The following is a 14350-nucleotide window of genomic DNA, read 5'->3' on the forward strand; positions in this document are numbered from 1 at the left end:
TCTATAAGAAAAGATGGCAGCGTAAGCTTGCAAAAAATGGAAATTGAGGCGATTATCTTTCGCGATCGGTTACCCACACAATGATGCGGCACGCACGCGACTAGACTACATGCATTGCTATAACGAAGAAAAAAAGAAGGCCTTTGCACGCAGGTCCTAGAGAATAAAAAAAGGACCGTCACTAACGACGGCCCCTTTTATAAATTTAGCGGCCTATTTTATCAATGCTCATCAGCTAAGAAACCAGTTCTGCGATAGCCAGACACCTGAAGTGTTTCTCCAAGGTCTTCAAGCCAGAGATCAAAATAGATACTATCTGCAACAACACCTGCGTTAGTCGTAACAGCATCGCGGACGATTTTGCCGTTTTTAACAACGACCTTAATTCTGAAAGGAGGATCTTCTTCATCTTCACCTTCATATTCAATGATGTTCATCAAGGTATCAGCGCTACCAAATGTTCCTGCTGCTACGTCCATCTTTGCTTTAACACGAAAATTACGTGCGTTATCTTCATCCGTAATAATCAGTTCGGTTGCAGACTGTGACGCAGTGGTAGCCGTTAACAAACGCGTATAGCCCAAACCGAGTGGGTCATGCCCAGCCAATTCATGGTTATATTCTACAAACCATTCGCCACTCAACTCATTGTTTGCTGCTGCTCCTGGATCAATGTCATCCGTCTTACACGACGCCAGTGAAAGCATCAAGAGGGAAACCAGTATCAATATATTATTCTTCATGTCAGTGAAAATTATTGTGTGAGTTTGAATGTATAGGTAAAATTCTGTGGAAGAATTCGCACAAAAAATTGTTTTGTGCCTGGTGTGTAATTGGCTTCAACGGTTTCAACACCGAAGCCAGCAGCGAAGGTCTGCGGAATAACGGTCATCTCATCACCGTCCATTTGGAAATACAATGGAAACACGCCACCGAACCCCATATCGGATCCTAAAAACAGATTTGTTGTACCTTCCACTAAAGAGATCGTACCTGTACGTGATGCATTATTTGCATCGACAATACTTCCAACCACATTCGTTGGTACAATCGTTGGATCATAAACAACTACCTCTTGTGTCGCTGTACCAGCGTATCCATCTGAATTTACGGCAGAATACACAACACTGTAAATTCCCGGAACATTCATATTAAGATCTGTATCAATGGTCGGTTCCAATTCCGTTTCGCCTTCCATCACGATAGCATCGGGGGCGAAGTCGTCACCAACTTCTACCACTACATTTTCGCCATCCACGATTTCAAATGATGGAAAATAGGTGACTGTTGACACTCCAACAGAATCACCGTCCGAGTCACACGCGGAGGTTATCGCAAACAGGGCAACAATGCCTACTGCGATGCGTAACTTTGTATGAATAAAGTTCTTCATGTAATTCTAAATTTAGTTTAGTTGACGTCCCACCAGAGCTTGTCAGTTGCACGCGTCTGCTGCGCTGGGAAATTTGCATTCGAAACAGACTCAGATTCTGGAAGCAAATATCTTCTGATGTAACCGGTCCCCAGCACGGTGTTCTTCGGCAAGTACAACACAGCGCCTTCGTTACCTTGTGGCGGATCAGCATCGTAGGTACTTGTAGCCGCAATCCTTGGATGATCCAGGCGATGAACTTCGATGAAGCCTTCGTATGGATTTACATTGGCTAAACCAGCCCATTTCTGAACGCCGATGTCACGCAACTGACCTTCTGGCGTATCGGAGAAAGCGTAAGGTTTACCCGCTGCGAGGAAGTTTGTTTCTGCCACAGCTGCAGTAGAGCCGACACGCGCAAAGCAACTTTTCACAGCGGCATCATACAACGCCTTCGCATCTCCATCAATGATATCTTTCACGACTAATTCTGCACGGAAGAAATCTATCTCCGAAGTAGTCAAGAAGTATACTGGTCGTGTCGCATCCATGATCGGTCTGCGATTAGAGTTGTTCGGATTCGTAGCTGTTGTCGCCTTGTGATCACCATGATCTAACAAAAGATTTCCCGCAGTGTTAGCATAGTAGGTCAGCGCTTCACGTGGGTCAGCATTGTTCGTCCAGAATTCCGACAGTGTTCTGTTCGCCACCAGGTTGATGGTTGTATTCAGATTTTGATCCTGTGCGAATAGCGGATTCTCCTTGTTCACCTCTGCTTGAAATACATCAAGCATAGCGTCTGCTGTAAGATAATTTCCTTGCTCTTCGAGGTCTTCAATAATTGCCTTAGACCAATCTGGAGCATAGTCGAGATTACGCACAGCCAATTTCAACTTCACAGAGTTCGCGAATGCAATCCAGGTATTCATGTTACCATTGAAAATCAAATCAAGTTCTTGATCATCTTCTGGCAGCATGCTCAGCGTAGCATCGTTATCTGGATTAAAGTTTCGGTAACGCGCAATAGCCTGATCAATAGCTGTCACCAACAGTGGATAAGCTTCTTCTCCGCGCTCGAATGCAGGATTGTAATTTTCACTAACCTGTCCTTGGAAAGCCTGTGAATAAGGGGCTTGTCCAAAAGCATCGAACAACACTTGAAAAGAATAACTTTCCAGTACTGTCGCGATTAAGTTCAAACGAGGATCAAAAGTTTCAGTAGCAAGACTGTATTCTTTCAATTTCTGAATATCACTCAGTGCTGATGAATACATTTCAATCCACATGTTATCACCGTCATTAGCGCGCATATCCATGTCGATAACAGTGCGATATTGGTTCGCTGTGTTGTTTTGATTGTAGTACTGGGCCCATAGCGAACCATGAAGCGCGAACGTTCCACCAACAACACTGCCTATTGAAATCTGGATGGAAGGCAATAGGAAAACACCAGGGTTTTCTTGGATAGCGTCTGGATCATCATTCACATCAAGATAGCTATCGCACCCACTAAACAAAACGGATAAGGAGAAGAGGATCGTTAAAGACGCCTTCGCCGCGCTCCGCATAATTATATTCTTTCTTTTCATTGCTGTTGACATTTTAGAATGACAAATTAACCCTGAAGCCATAGTTCCTTACAGACGGATATCCTCTGATTTCACCGAACTCTGTACCTGATCCGTTCGCAGCTGTTGTGATTTCAGGATCGATTACGTTGTTCTCTGAAGGTGTCCATAACCATAGGTTGTTTCCGACCAATGAAACTGATGCCGATGACAAGAAGCTCTTGCTCAGCAAACTTTGCGGCAAGTTGTACGTAAGATTCAACTCGCGGAGTTTGCAAAATGTTTTTGTCAATACATTTGCTTCATCGTTCCATTCACCACCGTAGTAGTTGTTCAAGTCGGAAGTCGTAATTGGAATGGTATTCTCAACGTAGTCACCATCGTCGTTTACATAAACTGAGTTCGGCACAACGAATGGTTTTCTGTCGTTGTAGGTCGTCAGTGGATCTTTTCCTGACCACATCATAGATTGCTTACTGTAAGAGATGAACCTACCACCATGTCTGTAGTCAAACTGGAAGAACAACGAGAAGTTTTTGTAGGTAATCGTATTGCTGATACCCATTGTGTAGTCGTACAATGTGCTTCCAAGATCAATTCCCTCCGCTGTAGCCAATGGTCTACCAGTCTGTGAATCAACGATCACTCTACCATCCTCTGTCTTCTGTGTACCGAATGCTTTCACGTGCGAAACAGTTTTGCCTTTGATTGCTACAACGCTTGGCGAAACAAAACCGGTAATGGTTACTTCGTCGAGACCTTCTGTTAAGCTAACAACATTGTTTACGTTCTTGTCGAACTTATACGCTATGTCCCAAGTCAGGCCAGTAGATGTACGGATCGGCGTAATGCTCGCTGTGATCTCGATACCTTTGTTGGTCATTTTACCAACGTTATCCCACATGAAATCAAATCCTGACGACGATGCAAGTGTGCGTTGCAAGAGCAATCCTTCGGTTGTCTTATTATAGTACGTTACATCAACACCTAAGCGATTGTCGAATAAATTGAAATCCAATCCTGTTTCAAAGTCAGTCGAAATTTCTGGCTTCAAGTTAGGATTACCCAACACGTTGCTATACTCATATCCTGTTACGCCACCCAATGGGAACGTAAGATCGCTGAACGGAATACCCGTCGTTACTTGTCCTTGTACGTACACTGGATTTACCACATAAGGATCAGCATCGTTACCGGTCTGTCCATAACCTACACGTACTTTGATAAAGTCTACCCATGAAGTATTAAGTGCTTTGAATGCATCAGAAAGTACTAAGCTGGCATTGATAGAAGGATAGAAATACGAATTATTTCCTTGCGGTAGCGTTGAAGACCAAGTCTTACGAAGTGCTCCTGTCACATACAAAACATCTTTATAGCTCGCTTCGAGTACAGAGTACAAAGATTGTCTTCTAAATGTTCTGTGTGGGAAACCACCTGATACGATTGGTGTTGCTGATGTGTTCGCCAGGTTCGGGAATTGTTGCTCCAACACCAACGATTTCACCTCATCCATACTCAGCGTTTGCGTATTGTGCTCAAGGTTCGTTCCTAAGAGCAAATTCAAGTTTACATTGTTAAAGTTGTGACCTCCGGATACAAATGCATCCAAATTGTATAACCGGTTCGTGCGTTGAAACTCGCGGTAATATCCGTCGATATCATCTTGTGTACCCTTGTTTACACTGTTATCATTCAATGTATACTTGCCGTCGTAGTTATGACCGACAGTATTTTGAACGTCACCACCAAAACGCAAAGTACCTTTGATGTTGTGCGGCTTGTAAATATCTGCATTCAATGTGAAGCTTGCTATCATACGATCGATGTTTGCTTCGTTTGAAGTGTTATCGATTGTGAAGTATGGATTCCACAAGAATGGCGTGAAGTAATTGTTGGGATTGAAGAAAGAGTTCGGATCTTTGTAATTCTTCATATCAGCCAAACTGATATCGGCAGGATGTTGAAGGAGATCATCGAACAAGTTAGCACTTCCGCCTTGACCTTGTCCGGTAGGCAGTGCGTTGATAACTTTATTAATATAGTTAAAGCTTGCATTCAACTCGAGCACTTTACCCATTTTGCGTGAAGCACCGAACTTGAAGCTGTTCTTGTTGAAGCTGTCCTTATCGCTCGGAACAATACCATCACTCGATACATTGTTATAAGAGATGTAGAAAGATCCATCTGCATTTCCACTGGATACGGAAACGGAGTTGTCGAACATTGTTCCTACTTCATAAAAATCAGTAAGTTGGTCGTCAAGGAAAGAGAAGTCTTTATAAAGTTGACTACCATTCACTGCATTACCCCAAAGTCTTGGATCGTTCGTGTAGCGAGGGCCCCAGTTACCGTTTTCATTGCTTGCATAGTGACCGTCCCATCCTTGTCCAAAATCCTTCTGATAACTTGGCTTCTTCAGCAACGAAGAAAAGACCACGGACGAACTGATAGATACTCTCGGCTTACCCGCGAGTTCCTTTGAACCTTTTTTGGTTGTGATCATGATAACCCCATTCGCACCAGCTGATCCGTACATCGCTGTTGCAGCAGATCCACGCAGTACAGACATGGATTCGATATCATTTGCGTTGATGTCGTTGATACCGTTACCAAAGTCTACGGTGCGGTTGATATCAGCACCGTTGGTGTTGAAATTTTGATTTGTGTTGGTTACAGGCACACCGTCAATCACGTACAGTGGCTGCGTACCTCTACCGATGTTAGCATATCCGCGAAGGACTACGTTCGTAGAACTTCCTGGAGCACCCGTACCACCAGTTACTTGTACACCGGCAATCTTTCCTGAAAGCGCCGAAGTAAAGTTGCTACTTGTACCTTTCGTCAAGTCTTTACCGCTGACATTGGCGATCGAATATCCTACCGATCTTTTCTCACGCGAGATACCTAACGCTGTCACCACGACTTCACCAAGTTGGGCAACATCTTCTTGCATCGGCATGTCGATAACCGAGCGTTCCCCGATTTCAATTTCTTCTGAACGAAGTCCGATAAAGCTGAACACCAACGTGCCTGGTCCAGCGGGGACGGTAAGCGAATAGTTTCCGTCGGCATCTGTAACGACACCGGTACCTGTTCCTTTAAGCAAAACGTTCACGCCAGGAAGTCCCGTTCCGTCATCGGCCGAAGTAACCCTGCCGCGAATGGTTCGATCCTGCGCCCACGCTACGGAAACATGCAACAGGCAGAAGAAACCGATTAGTAAAAAGTTCCTCATACATTTTAGGTTAATTTTTTAATAAAAACTCCAGCATGATCGCGGAGTTATGACGCTATCATGCCGTTATTTCAAAACTCCGCAAAGCAAAACCTAAATGAATGACTCAATAAGAGGTATATTAAAACGACACGCATAACCCATGATGGGTTATTAATCGACGTGGCATTGCATTTTTTGCAAAAAAAGTCTATCCCCCAAACAGGCAATCATCATTACCGAGAAATGATGAAGATGACTTGAATATGAAGTTTTCAAACGAATTAAAATCGGATCGATGTTTCGCGTGGAAGTATATCGACTGATTGCTGATCGCTCGGAAATATGAGCAAGCTTAAAAAATAAAAGCTCCCCCGTCCGGAGAGCTTTATCCTTCTTGAAATTTTTCATTAACCTAAAACTTGATGAAGCAATTTCGATTCGTATAATGAAGGAGCTATATCAAAATTGAATTTAGTATTATCAAAATGCATCACCTCATTTGGATGATTTTGCGACTAGCCATACCGTTGCTAAATCAACTTCTCGAGGTTTGCTTTAGCGATTGCTTCCGACTTGCTGTTCACTTGCAACTTCGAATAGATATTCTTGATATGGGTTTTAGCAGTCTCTTTAGAAATAAACAATTCTTCGGAAATTTGCGTGTAGGTCTTCCCTTCTGCGATAAGTTGAAGTATCTCCGTTTCGCGCTTCGTTAAGGGCGAGTTTGGATTAACATGAAAATTATCAATCACCATACGTGCAATACGGCTGCTCATTGGCGCACCGCCTTTTACAATCTCGTCCAGAGCTGACAAGAGTTCCATATAGTTAGCACTCTTTGTGATGTATCCCGACGCACCAGCTTTTAAAGCTTCAAAGACAAGCTCACTATCCTCATAAACCGTGACCATGATCACGTCGGTGTGGGGACTTTTATCTTTGATCACCTTCGATCCCTGAATACCATTCATACCGGGGAGCTCAATGTCCATCAATACAATCTCAGGCTTATCACGATTGAGATTCTCGATGGCTTCTTCGCAGGAGCCATAGCTGTTGACCACCATAAATTTTTGTGAGCTATTCACAATGAGAACAAAACTGTTTCTGATCTCCTGATCGTCCTCAACGATCATCACACGCTTTTTAAAGGGCAAGGCCATATTTCAAGGTTTTGGTGAGTTTAAATGTCAATATGATTTTGGTTCCGTGTTCTTTAACGCTGGTTATACGTAAAAGACCATTAATTCTATCGGCTCTTTCTCTGATATTTTTAAGACCGTTGCTTTTTGCTATTTCACCGGTAAAAAAACCGACTCCATCATCTTCCAAGCTCATGTCAAAGCCACCATCATCATTTCGTTTAAGCTCCAGCGACACATTTTTAGCCTCAGAATACTTGAAAGCATTTGTCATGGCTTCTTTAAATATCAAATTCGCCTCGCGACTAAATCCGTACGGAAGTTTCACTTTTTCCTTTACTTGGTTAAAAGCGCGAAACTGAATATTCTTCTCTTCAAACAACTTCTCGCCGAAGTCGCGGATATGAATAAACAATTTCGATAACTCATCATTCACCGGATCAATCGACCAAATAAAATCACGCGTTCCATTATATAGATACTTTGCTGAGTCTTCCACCTTTGCGTATAAATCGTGACTTCCGTTTCCGTTAGTGCCGTTGCCATGGGCGTTTCCATTCATACCGCTCAACTTCAGCAGACTCACATAGTTGATGATGCGCGTCAGCTGATTCCCCATCTCGTCATGGAAGTCACGCGCAATCTCTTTACGGAGATTATCTTGCTCCTTCGCGCGGATACGTTCGAGCATAAGCATTTTATTGACACGCTGCTTTACGCGCATGTACAGAATGAAGGTGATTAGGCCTGCAATCAAAATAAAGAGGCCGACCATGAAAGAAAGCGTTTTATAGAATGGTGTCCTGATGGTAAACGTATAGGCGATTTTTGTATCGCCCCAACTGCCGCGATTGTCCGTGCTCATCACACGAAAAACATAATCACCTGGCGGGAGATTGCTGTAGGTAACATAGTTCATCGAAGAAGGCTGCGACCAAGTCTTATCGAAATTCTCAAGATAGTACTTGAATTTCACCGACGACGGGTAGCGCTTATCGACTCGGTTGAAATGGAACGTAATGTGGTTTTCATCGGGCGGAAGTTGCAAACCATAGGGAATTCTAAATAAGCCAAACACGCTGTCAGTATGTTCGACAATGGAGTGATCACCGTAAAAAAGTTGTACATCGGTCAGGTGAAGATCAAAGGATTTAAATGACTTGCGATCAATCTCGTTGTACTCATACAATCCATCTACTAATCCGAAATACTTCGCATCTTTATCGACATGAAAAGCATTCATATTAGTCTCAACACCTTTTAATCCGTTCTCGAAGCCGTAGAACAAATTTTCAGAAACCTCCCATTTTTGATCAAGACGAATCCGGTTAATACCTTTTTCAGTACCCACCCATATGTTATCTTTTTCATCGGGTGCGGCAAAATAAATGAAGTCAGAGGCTAGACCATCTTGACCTGTGATAAACTTCCTCGTATAGGCGGCCGGATCAACGATCACCACGCCTGCCCCACCCGTTGCAATCGCTAACAGTGAATCCTGATAAGCCGTAATGCCTAGCACGTTTGTGTTGTTCATCCCTTGAATTGGAATTGTAAAGAAGCGATTGTCTTTAAACACTTGCAGCCCGTAATCTGTACCAACGAACAGACTATTATGCTTTTTCGAAAAGTGAAGCACCCAGATTGAATTTGAACCAAGGCCATCGGCAGTCGAATAATTCTTAAAATTCTTACCATCGTACTTGCTAACACCCATGTTGGTGCCCACCCACAGGTTCCCATCGTTATCGGAATCCATATGCATGATGGAGTTATTGGGCAGCCCTTCCTTTCGTGTAAGCCAGCAAAATGAATTATTGTCTTTGTTGTATTTCCCAAGCCCGTAGCCAGTAGCAATCCACAAAGTACCGTCGGGTGTTTCGCGCATCGATCGCACGTTGTTCCGCTTTACATGTTCATTAACGTAAGTCGAAATTTTGCCGCGGTGAATTTTAAACAATCCTTTCGCCATCGTACCCAGCCATACAGCGCCGTCCTTTGTCTTCACAATCGACATTACACCGCGTAAATTTTCAGAGCTGCATTGATTAAAATCCTGTATAAAATATTTATACACACCGCGTCCACTCGAGCCAAACCATGTATTACCTTCTGAATCGTTCATGACACAATAGACCTCCACATCGCGAAGCACTGTATCGGAGCGAATCGTCGCACCTTTCTCAATGCGATCTTTAAAAAGAGAACCACCATCGCTAGTCCAAAAAATGTCATGTACTTCGTCATACAACAACACGTACCGTTCGAGTTGCCAAGACATTTTCTTGAGCGCACCCGACTTCGTATCTAATTCGAACATGCCTCCTTTGGCATTGAGTATTACTTTGTCTTTGTAGTTGAAAGCATTCCAAAGCAAGACTGCTTCACGTGGCGGCATAATACGCTTTGTTGTTGTCGCAGTCTGTAAGAGATAGGTCGAATCTTCCATCAGAAAGACATGCGATTTACCGGGCCCTTCATGTGATCGCAGAATCTTGCGTTGTCCATCGATTGGCTTGTCCCATAGGTATACGGAATCCTGATAAATCTTTGACACATTACCAGACATCGTTACCAATACGATTGTATCGTTCTGTTCATATACTCGCCTAAACCGAGTAGTGCCAAAAGTTGGATTGTTATCTTGGAACCGCTTGAAGTTGCGTCCATCAAAACGTGTTACGCCTGTAGGATGTAGTATCCACAAACGTTGTTGACGATCGATGAGGATACTGTAAATGTTATTGGAAAGTAGCCCGTTCTTAGTTGTAAAAACTTTGAAATGTTGCCCGTCAAAGCGTGCAAGTCCACCACCTTCAGTTGCCATCCAAAGATAGCCGTGAGCATCCTCAACAATTGATGCCACTTGCGACTGAGGGAGTCCATCGACGGCAGTGTAATTACGCGTTGAATAAAGAAAATCCTGCGCCTCCGCCGCCACCAAGGAAAGCCCAAAAAGGAATAATAAAAGGCCCCGTTTCATACGAATCAAAATGCAAAGTAGCGTTTTAACCACTGCCATATATCCCCTTTCTTTAGGTATTTAAATTGAGTCTGAGGGTGTTACACAAAGAACTTAGCCTTCATACGGAAAAGGCCGTGTTTGTAATTTACAAAAGACGAACTTACTTAACATTCCGCTCGGACAACATCGATATTTGGGTAAAGGCTTGAATTATGGAGCCATAAAGCACATTTTTACAGCAGTGGTCTGTGACTTTCAGCAGCCTACCTGCATTATAAGCGTACAATTGAGGAGTTTACCATGACCGAAGCCGAGATACAAGAAGAGTACGCTATTCTGGAGCGTTCGAAGAAAGATCCCCGGGCATTTGGCGTTTTGTACGAAAAGTACTTTGATAGAATTTTCAATTTTATCTACCGCCAGACTGATGACGAAGATCTAACAGCCGACCTCTGCTCACAAGCATTCTTAGCCGTACTGAAGCATGTTGGACGTTATCAGTTTAGAGGCGTTCCTTTTTCAGCATGGCTTTATAAGATTGCTTCCAATGAAGTAAACAAGTACTACCGAAAAAGGAAGAACACGAAAGTGTTTAGTTTAGAAGAAGTGAAGGTGCGCGAATTGATGGACGCCGCACAAGAACCTTGGGATGAAGAATTGCTGCAGCGATTGTTAGGATACTTGAACGATCTCCCGACAGATATGCTTGAGGTTTTACAGTTGCGTTTTTTTGAAGATAAAGACTTCGCTGAAATCGCATTCATCTTAGATATCTCCGAAAGTGGTGCAAAGATGCGTACCTATCGCGCGTTGGACAGGCTTCGGAAGAATTTTAATTTACAGATCAAATACGATGGCAAGGAATGAAATAAGAATAAGAAGAAAGCCGCTTAGTGCTGGCAAACTTGCGCGCTATCGCAACTACGAAAGCCTTATGGCCCGACACGAACGCGACGTGAGGATAAAACGACTTTCGAAGTTGATTCTGTACGTATTGATCATTGTTATACTCGTCTGTACTTTCTTAGGTGTGTATATCATCCGGGAAAAACAAAAGATAGAAAGAGCAAAACGGAAAGCAGAGCACGCGTCACACGTTCACACCAGAGATAATAATATCCAAGGTGTTACTGTAATCGAACAAGTTAATCGGCAACCGCTTCTCTAAATGCTTTCCTACCACATTCTATAATTTCATTGGCACGATAGAATTCAAAAACGCCGCAAGAATCTCGACAAATGTTTACAACGATGTCAGGTTTATAAAGATCTAATGTGAGTGCCGTAAGTTTATCTTGCGTGAGATCGAAGGACTTTGTCATTAAATCGAAAAAGCCAAGATGCTCAACGCGATCTTCAGCAGTGCTATCAATTTTCAAGATTTGGGTTCGGAAAGCGTCGAGCATTTTTTGATATGCTGCACGTTCTGTATTCAACTCGCGCGATGCATGACCATTTACTTTCGGCACATTTGCATTCAGATTTACAGCCACCACGAGATCACCCTTTTCCTTTGAGACTACATTAATGGGCAACGGATTCAAAATCCCGCCATCGAGCAACTGCGACTTGCCGTTGATCACGGGCGTGAAAATTGTTGGCATCGCGATAGACGCGCGCAATGCTTTGAACAAACTTCCTGATCGATAATATACCTCCTGCTGCTGCGTTACATCCGTTGCTACAGCCGTAAAAGGTATTGGAAGATTTTCAATAACGTGATCGCCTATCAACTGCTCAATTGCTTTGAACACGCGTTCACCTTTCACAAAACCTTGAGAGGACAACGTGAAGTCAAGGAGTTTGAATACGTCTAACTTAGAGAGGCCGATGAGCCAATGTTTATATTCCTTCAGGTATCCCGAGCAGTAAATCCCGCCAACGACTGCACCCATGGAACAGCCCGCGACTTCTTTGATCACGAAGCCTTCGTTCTCTAACTCCTCAATAACACCGATGTGTGCCATGCCACGCGCACCACCACTACCCAACACTAACCGTACATTCTTTTTCATTGTAGGCAACATTACCTACTCAAGGTAATCAAACTGACAGCGTTTACCGAGCGATCATTAAAATTTCAAATCATTAAGTCTAATCTCCCGGTGAATCCGCTCTTTCTTCTCGACATCAAATATTTTAAAGTGAACGATGGGATCAGATTCTTTCCAGTCTACCGCGATAACGCCGAAATGATTTTCCATTACCGGACCATCAATACGATTATCATTTGGTGTAGCAAACTCCCACGTCGAAGTAATACCACTTGCGGTTACATCATATAAGGGATAGACGCCAGGTGCTGTAAGCTTTGAAATCTCCGCATAGTGCACATCACCGGAAATAAAAACAACACCATTCGCTTTCGTATTCTTAATTAAGTCAATCATCCGCTTTTGCTCATGTGGAAAATTTGCCCACGCTTCGTAACCGTTGTGTGTAATTCCAAACTGAGTACTTGTGGCGATAATGCGAAGATCGGCTGGCACTTTTAATTGCTCTTCAATCCATTTCCACTGTTTCTCTCCGAGCATTGTTGAGTCTGCCGTTTTGTAAATCGCATAATCGAGTTCATAGTCAAATCGCGCATCGCCTTTGTGACTATCATCGTAAGGAAGCAGTTTGTCACGAAACGTTCGCATGTCGGGAAATATAATCTGAATGCGATGGTTGCCTTCTTCTATCAGTCGACTAAAATAAATTCCGTCATGCTCCAACATGGTAGAGTCCATCACACCGAAGAATTGCATAAAAATCTGCTTTGACTCTTCTTTAAATTTGTAGTGTCTTCCGGAGTCGTTCATTCCAAAGTCGTGATCGTCCCATGTCGCCAGGATCGGTGTCGCAGCTTTCAACTTTTGGAATTCCGGCTTACGGCCAAGAATACCATAGTTCTTTCGAAGTGTGTCCATCACTTCTGTATCGCTGTAAATGTTATCGCCCAGGTAAATAAACAAGTCCGGTTTCATCTCGGCCACTTGTTCCAATATCGGTTGGGGTCTCCGTTGGTCGCCGCAAGAACCAAATGCAATGGTGGTTACCGTTGTCTTTGATGTTACGGAAGTTTCTTTTGGACTGCAGCTACCGATTATGACAACAACTGCAAGCAGCATTACATTTCTGATCACCTGAAGAATATAGTTTATGTTTAACATTCACCGTTGGCATACAACGAATTCGTTATGCGAACGACATGGATAAAATTGCATTTCTTCTTTGACTTCACCAAGTCCCGTGTCCGTGTTCACTACGCATCAAACTTGAGCCTACTCTAACCTTTCGCTGAGACATTATCGCAACGTTAAACTTTCAAGGCAAACATGAACGTTTCGTGAAGCAATACACCACTGAAACAAATGAAACTACTAAATCTAACCGACAGGGCGTTTTCATCGATAACATTCGGATAATGCCGTATTGAGCAGGATAAACTCACTTCAGCAGCCAATATAATTTTCAATATGTTTACAACCAGTAAACACGGCTATCCATGACTGATAACGAAGTAGTATCGAGAATTGCGCAGAAAATCAGAGCCATAAGACACGAAAAGAATTTAACGATTCAACAACTCGCCACGCGATCGAATGTAAGCAAAGGGCTTCTTTCAAAAATCGAAAACTCGCGGACGGTTCCATCCTTACCGGTATTCATTACGATCATTCAATCACTCGATATTTCTCTTAAAGATTTCTTCAGGGAAATGGTACTGTCTAATGGGCTGCACTACTTGTTGGTAAAGAAAGAGCAAACCATTGCAATGGAGCAAGAGCGCAAAACCGGAATTCGTTACAGTTATCTACTCTCGCAAAATATTTCTAACGGCACTATGGAGGCGGCGTTACTTTCCATTGAGCCGGGGGCGAAAGCAACACCAACCACAACAGATGGATACGAGTTCAAATACATTCTTAAAGGTAGCTGCGAGTATAAAATCAATAACGAAACGATTACGCTCGAAGAAGGAGACGCGCTCTATTTCGACGCATCAGTGCCGCACTCTCCCATCAACAATTCGAAGAAAAAAGTCGAAATGCTAGTCGTCTATTTTACATTTCCCAGGTAAGGGGTGTAGCACTCTTT

11 protein-coding genes are annotated in these 14350 nt (G+C 43.2%); 3 read left to right on the plus strand and 8 right to left on the minus strand.

Annotation, left to right across the window (positions count from 1 at the left end):
* Positions 1 to 221: 221 nt before the first annotated feature.
* The 6 genes from DQQ10_RS09480 to DQQ10_RS09505 form a co-directional block, all read right to left on the minus strand.
* Entirely contained in the window at positions 222 to 743 is a 522-nt protein-coding gene (locus DQQ10_RS09480; RefSeq protein WP_112746605.1) for a lipid-binding protein, read from the minus strand.
* Between the two features lie 11 nt (positions 744 to 754).
* On the minus strand, positions 755 to 1393 hold the full coding sequence (locus tag DQQ10_RS09485; protein ID WP_112746606.1) for an immunoglobulin-like domain-containing protein: 639 nt from the start codon (positions 1391 to 1393) through the stop codon (positions 755 to 757).
* Between the two features lie 17 nt (positions 1394 to 1410).
* A complete protein-coding gene (locus DQQ10_RS09490; RefSeq protein WP_165823870.1) occupies positions 1411 to 2961 on the minus strand; it encodes a SusD/RagB family nutrient-binding outer membrane lipoprotein in 1551 nt (516 codons plus the stop codon).
* A gap of 13 nt (positions 2962 to 2974) precedes the next feature.
* Positions 2975 to 6178, minus strand: coding sequence for a SusC/RagA family TonB-linked outer membrane protein (locus DQQ10_RS09495; protein WP_112746608.1), 3204 nt, complete (start codon positions 6176 to 6178; stop codon positions 2975 to 2977).
* 512 nt (positions 6179 to 6690) lie between these two features.
* Positions 6691 to 7323, minus strand: a complete 633-nt coding sequence (locus DQQ10_RS09500) for a response regulator transcription factor (RefSeq protein ID WP_112746609.1) — start codon at positions 7321 to 7323, stop codon at positions 6691 to 6693.
* Positions 7307 to 10324 (minus strand): ligand-binding sensor domain-containing protein, encoded by a 3018-nt coding sequence (locus DQQ10_RS09505; RefSeq protein WP_112746610.1) that lies wholly within the window; start codon positions 10322 to 10324, stop codon positions 7307 to 7309. Before DQQ10_RS09505 ends, DQQ10_RS09500 begins: the two co-directional genes overlap by 17 nt.
* A gap of 243 nt (positions 10325 to 10567) precedes the next feature.
* Here DQQ10_RS09505 and DQQ10_RS09510 point away from each other — a divergent pair, with 243 nt between their 5' ends.
* Both DQQ10_RS09510 and DQQ10_RS09515 read left to right on the plus strand, forming a co-directional pair.
* Complete coding sequence (locus tag DQQ10_RS09510) at positions 10568 to 11134, plus strand: RNA polymerase sigma factor (RefSeq protein WP_112746611.1); 567 nt, start codon at positions 10568 to 10570, stop codon at positions 11132 to 11134.
* Positions 11121 to 11435 carry a hypothetical protein gene (locus DQQ10_RS09515; protein WP_112746612.1) on the plus strand — a complete coding sequence of 105 codons (315 nt, stop codon included), beginning with the start codon at positions 11121 to 11123 and terminating at the stop codon, positions 11433 to 11435. Before DQQ10_RS09510 ends, DQQ10_RS09515 begins: the two co-directional genes overlap by 14 nt.
* On the opposite strand, the gene DQQ10_RS09520 is transcribed toward DQQ10_RS09515, so the two are convergent.
* Positions 11413 to 12282, minus strand: coding sequence for a patatin-like phospholipase family protein (locus tag DQQ10_RS09520; protein ID WP_112746613.1), 870 nt, complete (start codon positions 12280 to 12282; stop codon positions 11413 to 11415). The two genes, DQQ10_RS09515 and DQQ10_RS09520, sit on opposite strands and share 23 nt — an antisense overlap.
* Positions 12283 to 12339: 57 nt before the next feature.
* Positions 12340 to 13422 (minus strand): alkaline phosphatase D family protein, encoded by a 1083-nt coding sequence (locus DQQ10_RS09525; RefSeq protein WP_112746614.1) that lies wholly within the window; start codon positions 13420 to 13422, stop codon positions 12340 to 12342.
* 335 nt (positions 13423 to 13757) lie between these two features.
* Here DQQ10_RS09525 and DQQ10_RS09530 point away from each other — a divergent pair, with 335 nt between their 5' ends.
* Complete coding sequence (locus DQQ10_RS09530) at positions 13758 to 14333, plus strand: helix-turn-helix domain-containing protein (protein WP_112746615.1); 576 nt, start codon at positions 13758 to 13760, stop codon at positions 14331 to 14333.
* The last annotated feature ends 17 nt before the right edge of the window (positions 14334 to 14350 follow it).

It is taken from the genome of Pseudochryseolinea flava (assembly GCF_003286915.1).
In the GTDB taxonomy this organism is placed as follows: Bacteria; Bacteroidota; Bacteroidia; order Cytophagales; family Cyclobacteriaceae; genus Ohtaekwangia; species Ohtaekwangia flava.

Excerpts from the sequence above, each read along its gene's own strand:
- DQQ10_RS09480 (WP_112746605.1), bottom strand. The coding sequence starts at position 743 with ATGAAGAATAATATATTGATACTGGTTTCCCTCTTGATGCTTTCACTG.
- DQQ10_RS09485 (WP_112746606.1), bottom strand. The coding sequence starts at position 1,393 with ATGAAGAACTTTATTCATACAAAGTTACGCATCGCAGTAGGCATTGTT.
- DQQ10_RS09490 (WP_165823870.1), bottom strand. The coding sequence starts at position 2,961 with ATGAAAAGAAAGAATATAATTATGCGGAGCGCGGCGAAGGCGTCTTTA.
- DQQ10_RS09495 (WP_112746608.1), bottom strand. The coding sequence starts at position 6,178 with ATGAGGAACTTTTTACTAATCGGTTTCTTCTGCCTGTTGCATGTTTCC.
- DQQ10_RS09500 (WP_112746609.1), bottom strand. The coding sequence starts at position 7,323 with ATGGCCTTGCCCTTTAAAAAGCGTGTGATGATCGTTGAGGACGATCAG.
- DQQ10_RS09505 (WP_112746610.1), bottom strand. The coding sequence starts at position 10,324 with ATGGCAGTGGTTAAAACGCTACTTTGCATTTTGATTCGTATGAAACGG.
- DQQ10_RS09510 (WP_112746611.1), top strand. The coding sequence starts at position 10,568 with ATGACCGAAGCCGAGATACAAGAAGAGTACGCTATTCTGGAGCGTTCG.
- DQQ10_RS09515 (WP_112746612.1), top strand. The coding sequence starts at position 11,121 with ATGGCAAGGAATGAAATAAGAATAAGAAGAAAGCCGCTTAGTGCTGGC.
- DQQ10_RS09520 (WP_112746613.1), bottom strand. The coding sequence starts at position 12,282 with ATGAAAAAGAATGTACGGTTAGTGTTGGGTAGTGGTGGTGCGCGTGGC.
- DQQ10_RS09525 (WP_112746614.1), bottom strand. The coding sequence starts at position 13,422 with ATGTTAAACATAAACTATATTCTTCAGGTGATCAGAAATGTAATGCTG.
- DQQ10_RS09530 (WP_112746615.1), top strand. The coding sequence starts at position 13,758 with ATGACTGATAACGAAGTAGTATCGAGAATTGCGCAGAAAATCAGAGCC.